This window comes from Acinetobacter sp. SFB (assembly GCF_001647545.1).
In the GTDB taxonomy this organism is placed as follows: domain Bacteria; phylum Pseudomonadota; class Gammaproteobacteria; order Pseudomonadales; family Moraxellaceae; genus Acinetobacter.
On record NZ_LSZH01000001.1, the window covers coordinates 471,333 to 490,102 of the forward strand.

The 18,770-nt window shown below is 36.9% G+C and carries 18 protein-coding genes; 8 read left to right on the forward strand and 10 right to left on the reverse strand.

All coding sequences use genetic code 11. The features are described 5' to 3' along the window. Positions 1-29: 29 nt before the first annotated feature. From AY606_RS02175 to AY606_RS16480, 5 genes are all read right to left on the reverse strand, one after another. The gene (locus AY606_RS02175; protein ID WP_081408345.1) at positions 30-749 is read right to left on the reverse strand and encodes a hypothetical protein; all 720 of its coding nucleotides are present in this window, start codon (positions 747-749) and stop codon (positions 30-32) included. An 86-nt stretch (positions 750-835) separates the two neighbouring features. After that, on the reverse strand, positions 836-1,117 hold the full coding sequence (locus AY606_RS02180; RefSeq protein ID WP_067864025.1) for a hypothetical protein: 282 nt from the start codon (positions 1,115-1,117) through the stop codon (positions 836-838). Continuing rightward, a complete protein-coding gene (locus tag AY606_RS02185) occupies positions 1,117-1,605 on the reverse strand; it encodes a TRM11 family methyltransferase (protein ID WP_067864028.1) in 489 nt (162 codons plus the stop codon). The genes AY606_RS02180 and AY606_RS02185 overlap by 1 nt, the downstream gene beginning before the upstream one ends. Then, positions 1,602-1,802 carry a hypothetical protein gene (locus AY606_RS02190; RefSeq protein WP_067864031.1) on the reverse strand — a complete coding sequence of 67 codons (201 nt, stop codon included), beginning with the start codon at positions 1,800-1,802 and terminating at the stop codon, positions 1,602-1,604. The genes AY606_RS02185 and AY606_RS02190 overlap by 4 nt, the downstream gene beginning before the upstream one ends. Continuing rightward, entirely contained in the window at positions 1,789-2,511 is a 723-nt protein-coding gene (locus AY606_RS16480) for a hypothetical protein (RefSeq protein ID WP_249409201.1), read from the reverse strand. Before AY606_RS16480 ends, AY606_RS02190 begins: the two co-directional genes overlap by 14 nt. A gap of 595 nt (positions 2,512-3,106) precedes the next feature. Between AY606_RS16480 and AY606_RS02200 the strand changes: the two genes are divergently transcribed. The 8 genes from AY606_RS02200 to AY606_RS02235 all read left to right on the forward strand — a co-directional run bounded on the left by AY606_RS02200 (position 3,107) and on the right by AY606_RS02235 (position 14,401). Continuing rightward, entirely contained in the window at positions 3,107-4,582 is a 1,476-nt protein-coding gene (locus AY606_RS02200; RefSeq protein WP_249409202.1) for a hypothetical protein, read from the forward strand. Beyond that, positions 4,579-6,042, forward strand: coding sequence for a hypothetical protein (locus tag AY606_RS02205; protein WP_067864037.1), 1,464 nt, complete (start codon positions 4,579-4,581; stop codon positions 6,040-6,042). Before AY606_RS02200 ends, AY606_RS02205 begins: the two co-directional genes overlap by 4 nt. A gap of 40 nt (positions 6,043-6,082) precedes the next feature. Beyond that, positions 6,083-6,493, forward strand: coding sequence for a hypothetical protein (locus AY606_RS02210; protein WP_067864040.1), 411 nt, complete (start codon positions 6,083-6,085; stop codon positions 6,491-6,493). A 51-nt stretch (positions 6,494-6,544) separates the two neighbouring features. Beyond that, a complete protein-coding gene (locus AY606_RS02215; protein ID WP_067864043.1) occupies positions 6,545-10,267 on the forward strand; it encodes a tubulin-like doman-containing protein in 3,723 nt (1,240 codons plus the stop codon). 78 nt (positions 10,268-10,345) lie between these two features. Further along, complete coding sequence (locus tag AY606_RS02220) at positions 10,346-11,785, forward strand: hypothetical protein (RefSeq protein WP_067864046.1); 1,440 nt, start codon at positions 10,346-10,348, stop codon at positions 11,783-11,785. 28 nt (positions 11,786-11,813) lie between these two features. Further along, positions 11,814-12,476, forward strand: a complete 663-nt coding sequence (locus AY606_RS02225; RefSeq protein ID WP_067864049.1) for a YMGG-like glycine zipper-containing protein — start codon at positions 11,814-11,816, stop codon at positions 12,474-12,476. Between the two features lie 20 nt (positions 12,477-12,496). Next, positions 12,497-13,099, forward strand: coding sequence for a DUF2799 domain-containing protein (locus tag AY606_RS02230; protein ID WP_249409203.1), 603 nt, complete (start codon positions 12,497-12,499; stop codon positions 13,097-13,099). Between the two features lie 105 nt (positions 13,100-13,204). Then, a complete protein-coding gene (locus tag AY606_RS02235; protein ID WP_067864055.1) occupies positions 13,205-14,401 on the forward strand; it encodes a tetratricopeptide repeat protein in 1,197 nt (398 codons plus the stop codon). A gap of 174 nt (positions 14,402-14,575) precedes the next feature. Here AY606_RS02235 and AY606_RS02240 read toward each other — a convergent pair whose 3' ends face one another. The 5 genes from AY606_RS02240 to AY606_RS02260 form a co-directional block, all read right to left on the reverse strand. Continuing rightward, positions 14,576-15,106 (reverse strand): hypothetical protein, encoded by a 531-nt coding sequence (locus AY606_RS02240; RefSeq protein WP_067864058.1) that lies wholly within the window; start codon positions 15,104-15,106, stop codon positions 14,576-14,578. After that, positions 15,106-15,723, reverse strand: coding sequence for a hypothetical protein (locus tag AY606_RS02245; protein ID WP_067864061.1), 618 nt, complete (start codon positions 15,721-15,723; stop codon positions 15,106-15,108). Before AY606_RS02245 ends, AY606_RS02240 begins: the two co-directional genes overlap by 1 nt. 4 nt (positions 15,724-15,727) lie before the next feature. Then, entirely contained in the window at positions 15,728-16,831 is a 1,104-nt protein-coding gene (locus AY606_RS02250) for a hypothetical protein (RefSeq protein WP_067864064.1), read from the reverse strand. Positions 16,832-16,854: 23 nt separating this feature from the next. After that, positions 16,855-17,607, reverse strand: a complete 753-nt coding sequence (locus AY606_RS02255) for a hypothetical protein (RefSeq protein WP_067864066.1) — start codon at positions 17,605-17,607, stop codon at positions 16,855-16,857. Continuing rightward, positions 17,608-18,770: hypothetical protein (locus AY606_RS02260; RefSeq protein ID WP_171255337.1), on the reverse strand; the 1,163-nt coding region annotated here is incomplete at its 5' end.

Here is an 18,770-nt window from a genome sequence, read left to right on the forward strand (position 1 = left end):
TTGTTGGTCTAAGAAAATTCATTGAGCGACTACTTAACGACTATGGTTTCGATCTCTTTATACTCGATAATTTTAAAAATAGGTTCTTTTGTGTTTTTCTTTAAGAGAACTTTGTCACCACTCATTTCTATCAATAACCAATTAGAAGAATTATCTTTAAGGGTTACCTGATTAAGATTGCCTCTATTAATCAAGACTCTTTTACCCGCATCCATACCAGAAAAGTAAGGCATCCCTGTAACCCCAATAATAAACAATAAAGGCATACAGTATCTTAAGATACGTTCTAATTTATCTATTTTTGGTGGTTGAATATTAATTAAAATAGACTTCTTTTTAGAAGCCATTAAAATCTCTGAATTAATTAAAAACATGGCGACTAGAAAGTTTAAGAAAAATAAATAAAACCAATCCATATTTAGATTTCCAAAACTTAAGCCGATTTTTTCTCCATAAAAGGATAATAAAATATAACCAGGGAAAGTGACAAATAGTACTATATTCACTTGCCTTTCCGATATTTTAGCTCCTATCCAAAACCCCACTAATACACCTGTAATAGAGCTAATAATTAGTTTAATTGATGATATGAATAATTGTTGAGGTGTTAAATTATTAATGTACCAATTGATACCAAGTGAATTATAAAATCCCATCTTGTAGATTAAGGAAATACCTACACTGATAGAAAATAAAATAGTTAGAAGCTCAGCAATACTTATTCTTTTAAAAAAATTATTGATCAGCACAATTAGTTCATTCTTCTAGAGTAATGATGTCATCATATCAATAAAATAACTCTTTAATGAATAAAGCCCCAAAAATGGGACTTGAATTAATTCTTGCGTAGGCGACCACGTTTTGCCACAGGCTTGGCAGTTAAAATTAAATTTGCCTGTTCTGGATCATAAAGGCATTTACCGCGAGTACCTTTATTAATCTCTGCACAGCGATCGCGGACAGCATCCACACTAATACCGTAGTGCTGAGCCAATTCAGCAGCTGATACCAGTTTTGGGCTTATATCCTTGATTGATACGATCTTCGCACCGCCAACCTCAGCACCTACAAATAATTGAGGTGCTTCACCTTGAACAGTGATTTGAAAAAATCCCATTAAGATATCTCCTGCAAATTTTCCATCTTCATAAAAGTAATCCAGTGCGTATTTGCACGTTTACCACTGATATGTCCAAATACTGGCTTCTGATCAGTTAGTTCTAAAATTTCTGAAACCTTAATTTGTGTTTCATTCCATTTGAAAATTAGAACACCACCGGTGGCCAACACACGAAAGCACTCTGAAAATTCCTTTCTAATATCTTCACGCCAGTCTTCATTTAATTTTCCATACCTCAAAGCAAGCCAACTTTGTTTACCGGCTTTAATTAAATGCGGTGGATCAAATACAACTAAATTGAATTGGTTATCTTTAAAAGGCAGATTGCGAAAATCCATTTCAATGTCTGGTGCCACTTCAAGTGAACGACCATCACATAAAATATGGCTTTCTTTTCTAATATCACCAAACACCACATTTTCATTGTGATTATCAAAGTGCATCATGCGAGATCCGCAGCAGGGATCAAGAATTTTGGCGTTCATGAAACTTCTCCCAAACTTAGAATCACATCAAAAGGCAACTTCACATCAACGCCTTTCACCTCATTCCGCATCACATAATCGTTAAAAACTTCATATGCCAGTTCAACTTCTTCACCACTCAATTCGTAGCCAGTGTCGCCAATTTTACGAGCTGCTAACGATTCAAGAAGGTCTTTGGCTTGTTCAAGATTGATCATTGGCTGGCTCCTGAATTTCATACTCTCCATTTGCCCAACCATCTTCGTAATCAACATCTGCCCAGCCTATTTGCTTGGCAACATGCTTAACATCACTGAAATTCAAATTGTTTGCGGCCCAATCATGAATTTCATAATCATCTTCATCAAAAAGAGGAACGGTATCTTCTTCAAGACTTTCTTCTAGAAGAACCCCGTCTTTTTCCGCAAAATATTTAGCACGGTGTTCGGCAATAAATCGAACAGGAACAGCCCATTTGCTACCGTCTTCCATGGTGACAACATAATTTTTAGTTAAAATACTCATCCCTTTTGCTCCTGTGCTTCGATCACTTTTGGAAGCGGCATCCAATGTACGACAGTTCAAATCATAAATAAAAGCTTTGCTGAGATACTGATTGAATAGCATCAGCAGTCTGTTAGGGAAGATCTGATCAATGTCGATTTTAGACTGTACCAATAGGGTGACAAATTCCCGAGTCAGCTGAACATGGATATCCTCATACTCCAGTTTTTCTGCATGGCCCAGAATTTTTTTACGTGCGGTAGTGAATGATTTGATGCCTGGATGAACAGGCAGCAAGGATGGCATGGCTTTGGTCACTTCATAGAGACAAAGATCAAGGCCTTTCGCTATTTTTATCAGCTCAAGAGTTTTTTCTTTGGATAATCTCGAGGTAATTGTCGAAGTGGGTAACTTTCTTTTCATAGAGATTTCTTATTATTTTTATGCGATATCTCTATGATAAAAGCGAAATGTACCTTACGAACGTATGATCAAAAACTAGGGAATAAGGAGAAAGGTTTTTGTTGAAAGAACAGAGATTTCTTAAACTATTTGATATAAGCTAAATTGGTTTTATTTTTATAAGTAATTAAAAAATAATGTTTTTTGATAAATTAAATCTCTATGGTTTTTATTCATATTGTATTTTCCTGATAAGCCTATGAGCTCTAAGCAAGGGGGGTGGCACTAGTTCCTTAAATTGAAAATTTAGATTGGATCATAATAGGGTCTATAAATATAAAAAATTTAGAATGAACTATTATAAATCAAAATATTATATTCTTGGTTCAACTGCCACCATCTCCACACTAGAATTAAGATCATTTTTACTAAATCCTCTATAGGGAAATTTGAATAAAGAATGAAATTATTTGTTAATATTTGTTAGTTACTGTTTAATCATTGTTAAGATTAAGTTAACTATTTAATTTTATTAAAAAAAAATAAAATAAATAGTTTGAAAGTACAAAAAAGTGTCTAGAATGTTGCAAAATAAACTCAAAATATGGGGTGTGTCTTGATTCATAATCAGGATAAAGCAGTGTGGAATTTATCATCCGGAACTTGGGTTCAAGATGATAAAGTCGGTTTTACCTTAAAAAACACACCGAATTTAAGAATAGCAAATCATGTGAATCCTCAATTTGTTAAGCAATTACTCAATTTGCCAAGTTTGGGTACGAAAATGTATCCCTCTGAATTTTTGTATGATCCTGAAACAGGCAAGCGTCTAGAAAAAGTACAAATCAATTCAGATTCATATTGGCTTGCACCTTATGGGCAAAGTTTACACTATGAGGATGGTCGTCAATATATAGATAGTCATGGTCTACAATTGAGTACCCAACTCAAAGAATTAGAAAGTAAACCTGATGTCAGTAATGATGCACCACTTAAAATTAAAATGCCGCCAAGAGGGATTTTTGAGTTCGTATCTATTAAAGTGGGTACAGATATTCCTCAACTCATTGCATTAAATAAACGCAATGGTGATTTATTTATTTGGACTCAACACAATAATGAATGGCTAAATTTAAAAGCCCAAGGGCAAAGCTTGCAAGGTTCTCCAAAGCAAATAGAAGAGTCTTTTCAGCTTTTAGGTGTTGTGAGTGGAGATGGAACACCTCATTTATATATTCCGACAAAAGCAGGTTTGGCACGAGTCATTATTGATGGTTTAGCTCAGACTTATCATGCTCAGTATGTGACTGAACATAACCCATGTTTGGGGATGCCTGTATATTGGAATAAAAAAATATTACAACCAATGTTGATCAATAATCAGGTGCAGATTCTTGATGTGCTTACTCGGCAGACATCAGTAGTAGTAAATAATCCCGCATCAGAAATTTATTTTGAAAAAGTAGTGTATGACAACAGACGTATAATTTGGGTCGGTAAGTCAGGCCAGTTGATTTTAAAATTTGAGGGTCTTGATGATCAAGAGCTAAGTGTCGTTTACGAGATGTGGATACCGGGATATAAGCCTGATTTTCGTTTTGGCGCACCTTATGATGATAGGAAAGGAAATTTCTACCAATTCTGTACAAATCAGAATGCTGAAAAAGGACCTTGGTGTTATATCGAGCTCGATGCAGAAAAACCACATGTAGAACCTTCTTTGTTTCGTTTTACCACTGGCTTTTCAAAATTCTACCTTGGTGACAAACTTGACGTAAAAGATATTTGGAAAGAAAAATTTGGTCTTGAACCAACACATCGTTTTACGGTTCCGCTTATTGAGGATGAAAAGCACCAATTAATTTTGGGTTTTAGTTTTGATACAGATACAAATATAGGTATTGAGCAAAAACTTGAAGATGATTCTAAACAGGACATTATGCTATTTATAGATACACATGATGGGCTCATAGATTTTCATCGTGTTCAAGTGGAAAAGCCATTACAGTCAAGATTTTTTATTCATCAAAATGTTTTGTATTTTTATAACCCTAGCTTAAATGAAATCTTAGGTTGGGAGCTTGCTGTATGAAAAAAATAGGATTGATAACTATATTTAGTCTTGCATCATCTTTGACTTGTGCAGGACAACATGCGTTTTTAGTCCAAAACTCTGGTTGGATGGAACCCTTTTACCAAGATCAAAACTCACAATTAAAACCCCTTGTAAATGCTGTAGTTCAAACCGTCACGCAACCAAGTGACACTATTGCAGTAGCAATGTTTAACCAAAGTAATGCTGTATCTAAATCACCTACGGTGATTTATCAAGGCGCTGGTAAACAAAATGTTAGTCAGCAACTAAGCCAGCAGAGCATTGCGAAAAAATCTGATAAAGCCTATGCAGATACCGACTTTAAAGAAGCGGTCGTTGCTACGATTACAGGTCCATTTTCGAAAAAATCAGGCATTATTTGGATTTTTACCAACAATAAAAATAGTCCAAATAATGATGCAGCTACGGCTGAACGTAATAAAGAATTCTATGAGTTGGTGCACTTAGATCCTGCCATTAACAAAGTTATGGCATATCCATTAAAAATGCCTGTACAAGGTCAACATTTTAATGCATCTGGCTTAATGGTTTATGCATTGGCTTATGGCGAACAGGCTGAAGCGGAATTAAATCATTTGGTTCAATCAGGTCAAATGGAAAAGGTTTTCACACAACAACCTGCGTTGTTAAAGCCTTTAGACAAAGAACCAGTTCAACTCATTCCAACAGGTGTGAAAAACTCGTCTACGATTCACGCCTCTTTAGCATCTGATCAAAAAACCTTGGTTTTTAATTTAGAACCTAAAGATGTTATTCCTGAACTCAAGCTAACAGCAGATCTAAAAAATAAATTTTATCCGTACAACATTGCTGCAACACGTGTTGAATCAAAGTTGAGATTAGCCAATGGTATGCAAGCACCGATTCAGATTTCTGAATCAGATATTAATTTGATGACCAAAGACAACACGAAGCTAGAATTTCAAGTGCCAATTCCTTCGCATTTAATTGTGTCTCCCTGGTCTTGGGAAGTGTTTAAGGCAATGGGTAAGGCAGTTACGATTCCTGCAAATATTGATGTAACCTTATATGAGCAGAAGCTGAGCTTATCTGAAGATTTTAAACAGAATTTGCAGAATTTATTTCCTGGTGATCCATTATCGGATGTCTTTGTTGCACCACAAAGTATTCAGTCGTCTACAGCAACAATTCCTGTGCAATTCCGTTTGCAATATCCCTTATGGCCGGTTGTAGTCATGATTGCAGGGATTTTATTGGCACTTGTACTCGGAATTTTGGCTTTGGCATTGAGTTCAAAACGTAAAAAATACGATGTTTGGGTGAATGGCTTGAAGAAACAAACTATCCAATTAAAACCATTTTCCAAGTTGAGTGTTTATGGTGATTCTGGGGAAGAAATTGCGATTGTAAAACGTGGTATTTCAGACGCATCTGTTCAAGTTATACATAAAGAATTTAGTGTGACACTTCGTTAAATATTAAAGATTAATTTTAAAAAAGCATCCAGGGGGATATATGTCAGAGTCAAATACAAATAACGGTTTTGTTTTACCAACAGCAGATGAGCAAGCTAAAACTGAAACAGGTACAGCAGCGCAAACTGTTCAAGAAGTGAATGTCCCAACTGTTCAAGAAGAAAGTGGTTCTCGTGATCTCATGATTGCTGGAGGAATTATCCTTGTTCTTCTCATCGCTTTCTTTTTTGCAAAACGTGGTTTCAGCAATAGTTTGGTAAAAAAACGTATTTCTCCGAGCAAAGCAAGTATGGCAGGTTGGTGGTTGTTTATTTTCCTTGCTGCAGTTGCCATCGGTGCAGTCTTGGCAGCAGTCAATCCAGTGAAATTCTTATCTCTGCTTATTTTGGGGCCCTTAGGTATTGTTGCATTGGTAAGTGCTGTTCTGACATTCACATCAAGCCGTGCTTAAGCACTGATTATAAGCTAAGTAATTAAAAATAAGTGAAATAGAGAGAAGAAGATGACAGACGCACAAAATGTCAACACAAGCACTGCAGCCAAAGCAGCAGAGCAGACCGTAAAACTCCGCCCAACACTTTATATTGGGGTGGGTGGTACAGGTATGGAAGTGATGATGCGTGTGCGTCGTCGTATTCTAAATGCAAGTTGGGGCAGTGATAATGTTCGCTTAGAAAACTTATCACAGTTTCCAATTGCACAATTTATCCATTTTGACTTAGATCAGGGTGCAATTATTGATAGCGGTCGTGCACAAACTGAAGATTTGCAATATAACTTAGTCAAGTTCACGGATGATGAAAAAATTGTAGAGTCTTTTGATATCGAGAAATATAGCCGTGATGATGCATCACTGAGTCGTTATCCTCATATTCAAAATTGGTTACCGTTAACACCAAGAAAAATTCGTGAATTGGGTATTGACCCGGCAAAAGGTGCGGGACAGATTCGATCTGTATCGCGCTTATATTTCTTTGATAAATATCCAAAAACACGTGACAAAATCCGCTCAAAATTAAATACATTAAAAGCGGGTTTATCACGTGATGACATGCTGAGAAAATTAAATCTACAGCTGGATACAAGTAAATTCCGTATCGTGGTTATGGGGTCTGTTGCTGGCGGTACAGGTTCGGGTTCATTTTTGGATATGGGGTGGTTATCTAAATGGGTAGCAAGTAACGAAGTTGAAGCTGCTGACGTAGAACTTATGTTGTTCTTGCCGACAGGTTATTCAAGTGCGAATAAATCACGTACTGAAGCGAATGCTTATGCAGCGTTGATGGAAGTTGAGTCTGCAATGGTAGGTCATTCTAAGTATGTTGAAAAATGGGATGATTATGATCGTCCACAGCTTGCATCGAAGCCGTATGATGAAGTCCATTTAATTGATTCCGGTAACCTTGCACGCCAGCATACGGATAATATGAATGATGTATATTCAATGATTGCGGATACTTTGTTTGAGGATTTTCGTTCTGCTGACTTTGCCAACCGTAAACGTTCAGTTGCTGTGAACCAACGCCAACATAAAATTCATATGTTTGCCCCACCTGTACCTACGGGGCGTTTTGGTGACATGAAGCTAAACTATTCATGTGCATATTCAGCATTCGGTCAATCCACTTTGGATACGCTTGGTCGTGCTCGCTATGATGAATATGCCTATAGTTTGGCATCGGACATGCTTAAAGCCTTCTTTGGTGTAGCAAGCGCTAATCCTACTGCAAACCGTGCAAGTCAAAAGCAATGCGATAACTTTATGTCTGAATATATGTATTCAGCTTTAGTTCCATTTAATAACTTGCCAGAGTTTTCTGCTTCAACACTGAAAAATCCTGAAATTCGTGAGTTAAATACAGAATTTATGGATTTGACGATTGTTGAAACATTGCTTCGTGCAGGTCAATCTGGTGTGGAAGTTGATATTGTGGATGAAACACGCCAACGTGTCAGCAAGCGTATTAATGAAGTCAGCAATGTAGATCGCGATCAATGGCCAGTACAGGTCCGTCTTGCAATGGATAATTTACTTGAGCAAGTGATTCGTAACCCGAATACAAAAGGTGATACTGCTGAAGATCAGGTAGTACGTCGACGCAAAGTAATTTTTGATGCATTAAAGAAAGATATCGAAAAGCGTTTGTATCTTTATATTGATAACCAAGATTTAGGTGGATTTGAATACGTTATTTCTTTAGTTGAACAAATTAAAGGACGTATCGAAAATGCCAATACAGGTATCTGCGTATATTTAAAGAATTCTGCAAATCGTTATACAGCCATTAAAGATGCAGTACAAACCTATGAGTATGAAAAACAGCTCAGAGATTTAGAAGAAACCAAGGGTACAGGTTTTCTTGGCTTTAGTGCATCTTCTCGTGAAGAACAAGCGAGAAATATTTTAGATCATTTACGCAATGATATCTCCAATGTTTTAGCTTTCCATTTGCAGGCGAAAGCTGCAGTTGAAGCAATTGAACTAATGCAGGATATCTCTAACTGGCTTGGCAACAGTTTGGGTGTGGATGAGAGTGGCAAGACAATTTGGAATGGTGTGATGGGTGACCTGCAAAATGGTCAAGAGTCCGTTATGGATATGATGAAGCGTCTGGATCATGACAAGGAAGTGATTCATCAGCAGATTCGTACCAAACATGCAACTTTGCAAATTATCGAAACAGATGATGTAAAAGAGCGTGATATTGACCCAAAACAGCTTTGTGAATGGGCCGCTGAAGCATTTAAAGATTTTGGTGGTTCAAGAGAGCTATTTAAAGCCCTTGTCGATCCAGATCAGCAGACACCATTATTGCTTAAAATTATTCGTATGGCTGAGCGTCGTCTGGTTGATTTTGAAAAAAATGATCAAGAAGAAGATGCACTATATAAAGCACTTGAAAACATGAGTGTGATTGAACGTCAGAATGTATTCACTGAGTGGTTACAACGTGCCATGCCTTGGATTGATGCTAAAATGGGTGGCGATTTCACCCCACCACCAGACCGTTTCAAATGTTTCATTGGTGTTAATGGGGCCGATCAATTCAGTAAAAAGTACAAACACGAATTAACTGGCTGTATTCCAAGTGGCTTAGGCTTAAATGCTCAGGCATTGTCGATTGTCGAAACCGGGGAACCTGGTCGAGCAGTATGCTATGTTGAGTTGTCAGGTATTCCTCTTACGATTTTACGCGGTATTGAAACTTGGCGTACGAGTTATCGTAAAGAAAGCGAAAGAACTCCTTTACATACCCATATTGACTCAACACGCTTCAAGCATCCATATGCACCAACACCTGATGAATTAAACAGTTTAGCTGATGATTTTAAATGCTACTTGAAAGCAGTGATGCTGGGTATTTTAAAGCGTTGTGATGTTCCAGGCTTGATTCCAAGTGGGCAATATGAATTTGCAGTAGCACGAGGTGATATTCGCCGCTTAGGTAATGAACGTGGTTTCCGTTTAAATGGTTTACCTCAGACTTACCGTGACAACATTTATGATCAAGTTCAACAAAAATTTAAATCTCTGAGTGATGCAAATTTAACAATGCTAATTGCATTAGTTGATCATTATGAACGTGAAGTTTACACGCCGCGTTTGGTACAAAATGAAACTGGTGCTCAGGTTGAATATGTTGGTTTTGCATGTGCCATTGCGAAAGAATTGAAGAAAGAACTTATTGATTTAGCTCAGCGTAAGGAAATTTCACAAGAATTGATCGATCTCGCATATGAATTAACTGAGTATCGGGAAGAAATGGAAAAATGGGCTGAAGTGCTCAAAGATTCAGACGAGGATGCATATCAGGACGAAATTCGTGAGCCCAATAAGGATCGACGTCTTAAATGGGTAATGAACATGTCACCAAGTATCTTAAAAACACATCAGCAACTTCTTGTGAAAAAAAGTGTGGCAGAAGTAGTCATACCAATAGCGGCTGTTGCAATGCCTAGTATGACTCCACCACCACCTCCGGGTGCGATGCCACCACCAATTCTGCAGCAACCACAGTATCAATATCATATAGCGATTAATGGGCAAAACTTTGGACCATACTCACATCCTAAACTGGTTGAAATGTTGCAACAGCAACAAATTAACATGGCAACGATGGTATGGCGTGAAGGTTTAGCTAATTGGATCGCAATTGCCCAATGCCCTGAGATTGCAATACCTGTGCCGCCACCAATTCCTAGTATTCCGCCAATTTTACAATAATTGCTCATGCAGTATTGTCCTTGAAAAGGGCAATACTGCCAGCGCTCAACACAAAAAAGAAGTAATAGGTTAAATAACATGGCTAAGCAGAACGAAGAGATTGTTTGTATTGAATGTGAGCGGAAGCTACAGCTCAAAGTAAAATATTGTCCTTTTTGTGGTACTTTGCACGACGTTCAACTCCAAACTCCACCTGTAGAGTCAAAGGAAATACCAATCATTCCAAAAGAGTCATTGAGTGAAAATCAAGATTCAATTGGAAGTCAAAGCCTAAATGAAACTCAAATCAAAGACAAACCAAACTCATCGGCCGTAGTTAAACACCTCACAAAGCAGGGCAATAAAGAGCTATTAGGTGTCATCATTGTTGGCTCGACCCTTGAAATCATGCGAACTTATGATCGTTATGCCTTTAAAAAAGATGAAGGGATTTTTGTACGTTTAAAGCATTTAGCAAATATTCCAAATGAATATTTAAGTTTGGAACAATCTCAACTCAAGTTTCAAGGTGATCTGTCAGTCTTAGATGCTGAACCAGATGAGCATCTTCTTGAACCGATACAGCCTGCAGCACCAATCGTAACGCCTCCTCAACCACCATTAACGAGTCAACCTATACCCTTAGAGACACCACAGCAAAAAACCTCGAGTTTTAAATATATTGCGATTGCCTTTATCGTACTTTTGGTTGTGATTTTCTTTATGTTCAGTGGTAAAGAAGATACAGAAAAAGCTGTGGTTGTACATGAGGGCACCCAGCTCGATCCTTGCGAAAATGCAAATGCAGAAATTAGTAGTTTGCTAAGTGAAAAAATGCCGACACGTGCATTGAGTATCATCAACCTCAATCAAGCAGAATGTAAAACCAATGCAAGTTTTGTTCAGTTGGTTGTATCGGCAGAAGCGCAAGCGACATCTGCAAAAGAGAAACTCGCTTTAGCCAAAGAATATCTTCAAGCTGAAAATCTAGAGTTGGCACATCAGACATTGCTTGCTGCATTAGAGTTAGATGCTGAACTTGTCGGTGGTATAGAGCTACTACCGCAAATCGAATCGAGGATTGAAGAATTTAATCTTCAACAAGAACAAGAGACAGATGAAGTTTCATTAGAAAGTGAGGATGTACAAGATGCTGTTCAAAGTATACCTCAACAAAATACCAATCATGAGGTTGAACAAGCACAACGTCTAACCCAAGCAGAACGTGAGCGAGGAGAAGCACAACGCCAAGCTGAGCAAGCACAAAAAGAACGTCAGCAAGCTTTTGAAAAGGAGCGTCAAAAAGCTGAGGAAATGGCACGTAAACAAGCAGAAGCAGCACGTCGTCAGAATGAAGCACGTTTTGATGCCCAGCTCAGTCGTGCAGAGCGCGCATTAAATGCAAATAATTATGGTTTAGCAAAATCTTTAGTTCGCGAAGTGTTATCCGCTTCTCCAAGCAATGGTCAAGCAAAACGGATTTTACGTCAGGCAGAAGCTGGTGAGTCTGCAGCTTTTGACGATATGGTGATTCAATAATCATTTGAAATGTGAAGAGGGGAATAGAATGAAAAAATCAATGTCTATCGCTATGCTCAGTTCAGCCTTAGTTTTTTCAGGTTGTGCAAGTACAGGTGGATTGGCAACGTCAGCCAATGGTGGATGTAATACAGGAATGTCTACAGCAGTAGGTGCATTACTTGGTGCAGCAATCGGGGCATCTGTAGGTGATAGTACTTATGCTGCAACAGGTGCTGCCATTGGAGGGGCGGTTTTTGCAGCAGGGTGCTTAATGATTAATGCACACACTATTCAAAAAAAATCCGCTGCTGAAGTTGAAGGGGCATATAAACAGGCTAATAAAGGGCAATTGCCACAACAAACACGTATACAACAATACTCAACAGTTGTTCTTCCTAATCAGACGATTCAGGCAAACCAAAGCATTACTGTGAAGTCTGATCTAACAGTTGTAGAAGGCATCGCAGAACCTTTGCAACGTGTACAAGAAAAGCTTGTTCTAAAAAATGCAAGTGGCAAAGTGATACGTGAACTGGTGAAAGATGTTCAAGTGACTAATGGGCAAGATTTTGGTTCTGGTTTGTTTGAAAATTCATTCAGTTGGAAATTCCCTGCAAATGTGTCGAAAGGGCGCTATGTCTTAGATACAGAAGTATTGGTGAATGGGTTAAAAGTTGCAAATAACTCACGTGTAATTACATTGATTTAAATAAAAATTTGATCTCCGCTATGGCTAAAATAATTTGGAGATCTTTAAATAGATTAATACTGGAGGATTATATGAAATTAAAAATGTTGTTGTTAGGCAGTATTGTTATGCTGAATGGTTGTGCAATTATGTCTAAAAATGAGTGTTTATCTGCCAATTGGGGTTTAATTGGTCAAAATGATGGTTATAACGGTAATGGTTCATTCATGCAAAAGCGTACTCAAGCATGTATGAAGCACAACGCGATTTTAGACACAGGAGCCTATACCACTGGTTATAAAAAAGGTCTAAAAAATTTTTGTAATCCACAAACGATTTTTGATTACGCACTACAAGGTAGGGGGACATATCAGAGTTGTCCAATGGAAATGCAAAATAGTTTGCGCCCATATTATAACGTTGCACATAATTTCTATAATGCAAACAAAAACTTAAAATCTATCGAAGATACAATGGTTACAGCAAAATCCAATATGTATAACTCTGATCTTAAGGAAGAATCACGAAAGTATTATCGTGAAAGATATGACGAAGCCAGCAATAAGTTGGGGCAAGTTCAGCGTGAGTATAATATGGCAGAACGAGAAATCCTGCAATTCAAGCGAACGGCAAGTTTTGAATAATAAGAGTTAGTTATAACATTGAAAAATGCAGTTTCTGATTTAAAAAGAGACTGCATTTTTTTATTTTAGATCATAAAAGAATTTTCAAATTATTGGTTTATCTATATGAAATATTTAAAGGCAAAATTACTTCTTTCATCACTCGTATTAACTTTACCTTCTTATGTGACAGCTAATACAAAAAGCGAAGAAATTCATTCAAAAGTTTTAGGTGGTATTGATAAGGCTGGTGAAATTGCTACCCTTGGAATTGAAAAAATGTTTTCACCATTACATAAAGGGGTTGAAAAAGTTGTCAAACCTCGTATTGATAAAATTAATGGTGAGTATTATTTTAATCTCGGTAATGCTTACTATAAGGGAAATGTCTCTTTTAATAATAAATACATCCTAAAAGATGATGCTAAAGCATTGGAAGCATGGACGAATGCTGCATATCACAATCATAAATCTGCGCCATTTAATTTAGGGATTATGTATTACAGAGGTGAAGGAACCCCTGTTAGCAAACAAAAAGCGTGTGAATGGTTTCTGCGCGGGGCTTTATTAGGTGATACAGGGGCACAAGCAAATGTGGGTACTTGTTATTATACTGGTCAGGGGATGCAACAAGATTTACCTGAAGCATTAAAATGGTTCTCACTAGCTGCAACAGATGGAAACAGAGCAGCTCAATTCTTACTTGGTGAAATGTATTCCGACGGTCAAGGTACAGAGTTAAATTTAACTTTAGCCAAAGAGTGGTATGAAAAAAGTGCAGTACAAGGCCATGAAGGAGCTCGAGAAAAATTAGATAAACTTAAAAGCTCATGGGATATGCCATATAAGCAACTGACAGTGGCAAATACAGCAGGAAAAGTGATTGATGGGGATGCGTATTTTGTATCTGCTGTAAATAGCGCACAATCAGGGGATACAAAAGCACAATTTGAGCTTGGAGTCATGTACTTCAAAGGATTCGGTATGCCGCAAGATTATATAAAAGCTCTAGATTTCTTTGGAAAAGCTGCTGCTCAAGGTCATGAAAGAGCAAAAGACTACATCCCAAGAACGTATTTTGCCTTGGGATCGGATTATTTCAGTGAAGATGCGGGCGAACGTCAAGATGATCAAGAAGCATTTAAATGGTTTTCAAAAGCAGCCGAGCTAGGTCATGCTCAGTCACAATATATTGTTGGTCTCATGTATTATTTTGGAGAAGGCATTCCAAAAGATGAATCTAAAGGGGTTCAGTTGATAAAACAGTCCGCTCAAAACGGTTTTGAAGAAGCCCGAAAAGTGATTGATGAATATAAGCTTTAAACCTAACTTTATATATAAAATGAGATTTTTTATTTTAAATCAGGAGGATGAAACAGCATAAAATACTGTTTAATCCTCCTGATAGGAAATCATTGGCCTATTAGTGCTAAATAGCAAGCCTATGCTTGAAATTGATCTATCTAAGATTTAGAAAAATTTTTCGTAGTCATAAAGCTACTCCTGATTAGGCAACTCAGAAGTATTTTCTTTTTGAATTTCATGGTTAAGGCTCATTTTAGCCTGAGAAGGCAGAGATGTTACGGCCTTATTAGGTGAGTAAAAGTCATAAATTGCATAACCGATACCACACAGCATGATGAATACAAACAATATGAGAATCGGAGTGAAGTTGAAGCCTTCTTTTTTCTTTATACGAGCACGAGGTATACGCTGACTATTTTGATTAGACTGATTTGCTAGTTGTGGCTGATCATTTTGACCGTATTGGGAGAAAGGGTTGCGCTTTGGTTGAAGAATGTCTTTATCAATTTCCGTCTGCACAGAAGAGACTTTTTCCTGAGTGACTTGAGTCGAGTTGATTTCAAGGGGATCAGGAATTTCAATTTTAAAGCCTAACTTAGGAAACGCTGAATTTGTTTCAGCTCTTCCTTCAGTAGGGGCAGATGAGGTGGGAGTGATCCCTAAACATTCACTGTAGCTATTTTGGTAGTCTTGCAAAGCATCTTTTAATTTATTCAAGGACATTATTTACGAATCCTTGTATAGAAGATGCCTTGTACACGATCTCGTGGTGCAACAAGATTTGAACGCTCATGTAAAGTCACGGTATAACGGCATTGAGGATATTTGATCAATACATTGTGCCAACTAGAGCTAAATCCCCGTAGTGACCATTGTTGGTGGTTACTGATCGGTTGATTAATTTGCTTGGCTAATTGTTCAAATTCAGGCTGCCAAGAAATCAAACGAATCGAACTATTTGTTGCTTCAAAGACTGCAACAGTTTTTGCAACTTTTAGACCATTCTCCATTGCAAAAATACAAGGTGGTTTACCTTGACCATCCTTGAATTTTTCCACCATGGCATTGACTTCTTTTAAGCCCCCATTAGCATCCATAAAATCTTGTGCTTTTTTTGCATCTTCTAAATTATTGATTGGGGCGAGGGTTTGTAAACGGTCAATGAGTTCCTGAACGCTATCTACTTTATATTCTTTGGCAAGATCAAGAAATTGTTTCGCTTCGGCATTATGACGGCGTTCGACATAAATATAGGCCAACAATGCAATCATGACAAGAAAAAGCATTTGTAGGAAAAAATCAATCAAGGTGAGATATAAAACATCTTCTCTTCTGTTCATTTACTTAACCTGCGACTTGATCAAGATTTTTTGGTGTATTCGTATTTGCTTTACGCATGGTTTTAGACGTATTGTTTGCAACTTCAATTAGAGCATCATTTACAGCCTCTACCGAAGCTTTTGTGCTTTGTAATGTATGTTGGAGTTGCAAATGGTGTTGCTCATGTAAGTGGGTATATCGCTCTGTCATATTTTGAAGCTGAGTATTAAAATGCCCAATATTTTGTTGCATGTCACTGTATGCACCAACCAGCTGTTGAGAAGCTTTTTTTGCAGAATCTGCAACGCTTGGAAGAGCTAAATCATGAATCGCTGTGCCAATATTGGATGCTAAATCTATTAAATGTTGTTGTGATTTTTCTACATATGCAAGATGTGATTGATTCGCTTGTTGCATATTGCTATAGAGTGAATCATTCATCCCTTGCATCTGTTCATATAGATTTTTTTGTAGTTGTTCTTGATGCTCAATTAATTCAAGATTTTTTTGCTTTTGGTGCTCGATTAAAGCATTTTGTACATTGATCGACTGTTCATTAAAAGTCAAAGTCGCTGATTTTAAACTCTCAATAATTTCTAGATTAAGTACTTTCTGTTGATTCTTTAAATTGACATTAATATCCTTTAATTCACTGGCAAAACCAGTAATTTCTTTTCTCAAGTCGATGATGTCATTAATGAGTGCATGGCGTTCATTTTGTTCCTCATCTGCGTTTTGTTGATTCATGGATGCCAATAAGAACAAACGTAAGATCAAACCAAGACAGGTTACTAATAATCCAACACCAAATTGTGAGAATACAAGATTTAAGTTTTGTAGGTCTTCAATATCAGAAGAAAGACCAAAATGAATAATGGCTGAAGTTGCAAGCGTGACAATAGTTAAACTAAAACCAAAGTAGTACACACTATCAACTGCGTTATAGTCAGGTTTTTTTAGTAGGTCTCTTTTAACAATATTAAAATAAATAATAAGTGGGACTGTTACTGTGAAAGCTAGTAATATAATGTGTAAATTAAACCAAATGATAATCATTGAGACTAATGCTGCTCCACCTAGAATTGGTAGAAAGCCGCTTGGAAGCCCTTTTTTTGCTGTGAGTGTCATAATGAATTTCCCCTTAATAAATATTATGAGCCTGGTAGATCGTGACGTTCCAAACCATATGTACTTCTATCTCCACGCATATCTCCAAAAAACCAAATCCAAAAACCATCGCGAATATTGAGTAGGTTCTCAGTGAGTTGTTCATGCGGAATAATGTGTAAATATGCAGTAGTATTGACAAAAGTTGGACGTTGTACACCACCAAGGCGGCTTAATTTGAATTGATTAATCGCTGTCTTTAGATCTGTACTCTGTATAAATGACAGATTTTGTGAATTTTGTAAGAAATTAGAAAAAATAAATAATCGAGTTTGCTTTGGCTGAAACTGGTGTTGACTCAGTTCGATATCGAGTAATGCTTCAGCAAGCGGAATGGCTGTTGAATGCTGTGGCTGAGCATAGACCGCATGCTGTATAGATTTCAAAAATAATTTTTCAAAGTTCGCATCGGTGTGACATGCTTTAAATACGGGTTGCAATTGACTCATGGATTGACCATTCATCACATATACTAAAGCTAAATCTTCACGTTTGATGTTGCGGGCTTGCTGTGTAATTCTAGATAGAATTTCAGATTGTGTTTGAGTGCTATGAATCGATGATGGATCAATAACAAAAACATGTTTTTGTTCAATTTTATTAAGGCAACCTGTAAAGCGGTCACGTTGATTTTTTTTATCGAATTGGTAGAGAATAATACAATTAATCAGTACTGTAGAACAGAATATCATCCATAAAAGTGACCAAAGCTTCTTGGGGTTTTGACTTAAAAGCATTTATATTCTCTCCGCCTGAGCAGTATCAAATATTTCAAACTGTTGTTGTAGAGATGATGCATCTTGAGAGAGTAGTTGTAGGGTACTCAGTAAATGTTGAATGCGCTCAAGTTGATGTTGTTGTTCTAGATGACTGTGATCAATAGACAGATACGTCACTTTCTCTTGTATCTTTTGAATAGGATCAATGAAATTAAGAGTGGAAGATGAGTTTAGATGTTCAAGAATTGGATCATTTTCAAATTCTGAAATTAACTTTGCTTTAAAGCGCTCAAATGCTCTTAGGTTGCTGTTAGCTTTATTAATTTCTTGGACTAAGTCTCGTTTTTCTTGTTGCAGTTTATGTGGATTCTCAATATGGAAAATATCGGGGTAGCGCCGAACAATATTGGCTATTTCAGGGGATGCAGAAAATAAATGTGAGCTTACATAAAATACAACGACCCCAATAATACAATATAAAATGAATAGAAATTGAGTCCCCGTGTTTGTAGGGATTTGTGTAAATAAATGGAAAATTTGTTCAGGAATTAAAATTTTATGCAAACTAAATACAATTAAATTATCAGCATAAAAAAATAAACGTTGGGCAGAACCAAATGCCAGAACAAGTCCTATTAGGGACAAAATACTCCAAAGAATTTCATCTACTCTACGTGTTACACGCGTTGCTCTGAGCATTAAGCCTGAACCTATGCAAAGAAGGAAAAATATGGTGAATTCAATATAGGCAGGAACAAGATTTACCCAATGAGATGCAGTTTGAAAAAGGAGTAGATGGAGTAAAATGAGTAAAATAGAAAGTAAGTTGAACAGTCCAAAGCCGATCAAACCAATTGATGGTAACTGTTGAACATTTTGAAAATTAAAACCTAAGATATGTACGGTGTTTAAATCAGTTTGAGAAATATGTTGAAAAGTTTGGGTAGGGTGATTGATTTTGAATTGTTGTAAATGCTCAGAAATTTTTTTTTCAAAAAAATGAACTTTGATTTCATGACTTAAAATCTTTCCGCATAAGGTATCAATATCATCGGAAGTTAGCAGTTTTGATTCCATAAAAAATCTGAGTTCATTGTGTGAAAAAGAAAGTAAATCATGAGCTTGTATTAAACCATGAATTCGAATTGAAATTTTAATTTGTTCATAATTTATAAGTCCTA

Excerpts from the sequence above, each read along its gene's own strand:
- AY606_RS02180 (WP_067864025.1), bottom strand. The coding sequence starts at position 1,117 with ATGGGATTTTTTCAAATCACTGTTCAAGGTGAAGCACCTCAATTATTT.
- AY606_RS02185 (WP_067864028.1), bottom strand. The coding sequence starts at position 1,605 with ATGAACGCCAAAATTCTTGATCCCTGCTGCGGATCTCGCATGATGCAC.
- AY606_RS02190 (WP_067864031.1), bottom strand. The coding sequence starts at position 1,802 with ATGATCAATCTTGAACAAGCCAAAGACCTTCTTGAATCGTTAGCAGCT.
- AY606_RS16480 (WP_249409201.1), bottom strand. The coding sequence starts at position 2,511 with ATGAAAAGAAAGTTACCCACTTCGACAATTACCTCGAGATTATCCAAA.
- AY606_RS02205 (WP_067864037.1), top strand. The coding sequence starts at position 4,579 with ATGAAAAAAATAGGATTGATAACTATATTTAGTCTTGCATCATCTTTG.
- AY606_RS02210 (WP_067864040.1), top strand. The coding sequence starts at position 6,083 with ATGTCAGAGTCAAATACAAATAACGGTTTTGTTTTACCAACAGCAGAT.
- AY606_RS02215 (WP_067864043.1), top strand. The coding sequence starts at position 6,545 with ATGACAGACGCACAAAATGTCAACACAAGCACTGCAGCCAAAGCAGCA.
- AY606_RS02220 (WP_067864046.1), top strand. The coding sequence starts at position 10,346 with ATGGCTAAGCAGAACGAAGAGATTGTTTGTATTGAATGTGAGCGGAAG.
- AY606_RS02225 (WP_067864049.1), top strand. The coding sequence starts at position 11,814 with ATGAAAAAATCAATGTCTATCGCTATGCTCAGTTCAGCCTTAGTTTTT.
- AY606_RS02230 (WP_249409203.1), top strand. The coding sequence starts at position 12,497 with ATGGCTAAAATAATTTGGAGATCTTTAAATAGATTAATACTGGAGGAT.
- AY606_RS02235 (WP_067864055.1), top strand. The coding sequence starts at position 13,205 with ATGAAATATTTAAAGGCAAAATTACTTCTTTCATCACTCGTATTAACT.
- AY606_RS02240 (WP_067864058.1), bottom strand. The coding sequence starts at position 15,106 with ATGTCCTTGAATAAATTAAAAGATGCTTTGCAAGACTACCAAAATAGC.
- AY606_RS02245 (WP_067864061.1), bottom strand. The coding sequence starts at position 15,723 with ATGAACAGAAGAGAAGATGTTTTATATCTCACCTTGATTGATTTTTTC.
- AY606_RS02250 (WP_067864064.1), bottom strand. The coding sequence starts at position 16,831 with ATGACACTCACAGCAAAAAAAGGGCTTCCAAGCGGCTTTCTACCAATT.
- AY606_RS02255 (WP_067864066.1), bottom strand. The coding sequence starts at position 17,607 with ATGCTTTTAAGTCAAAACCCCAAGAAGCTTTGGTCACTTTTATGGATG.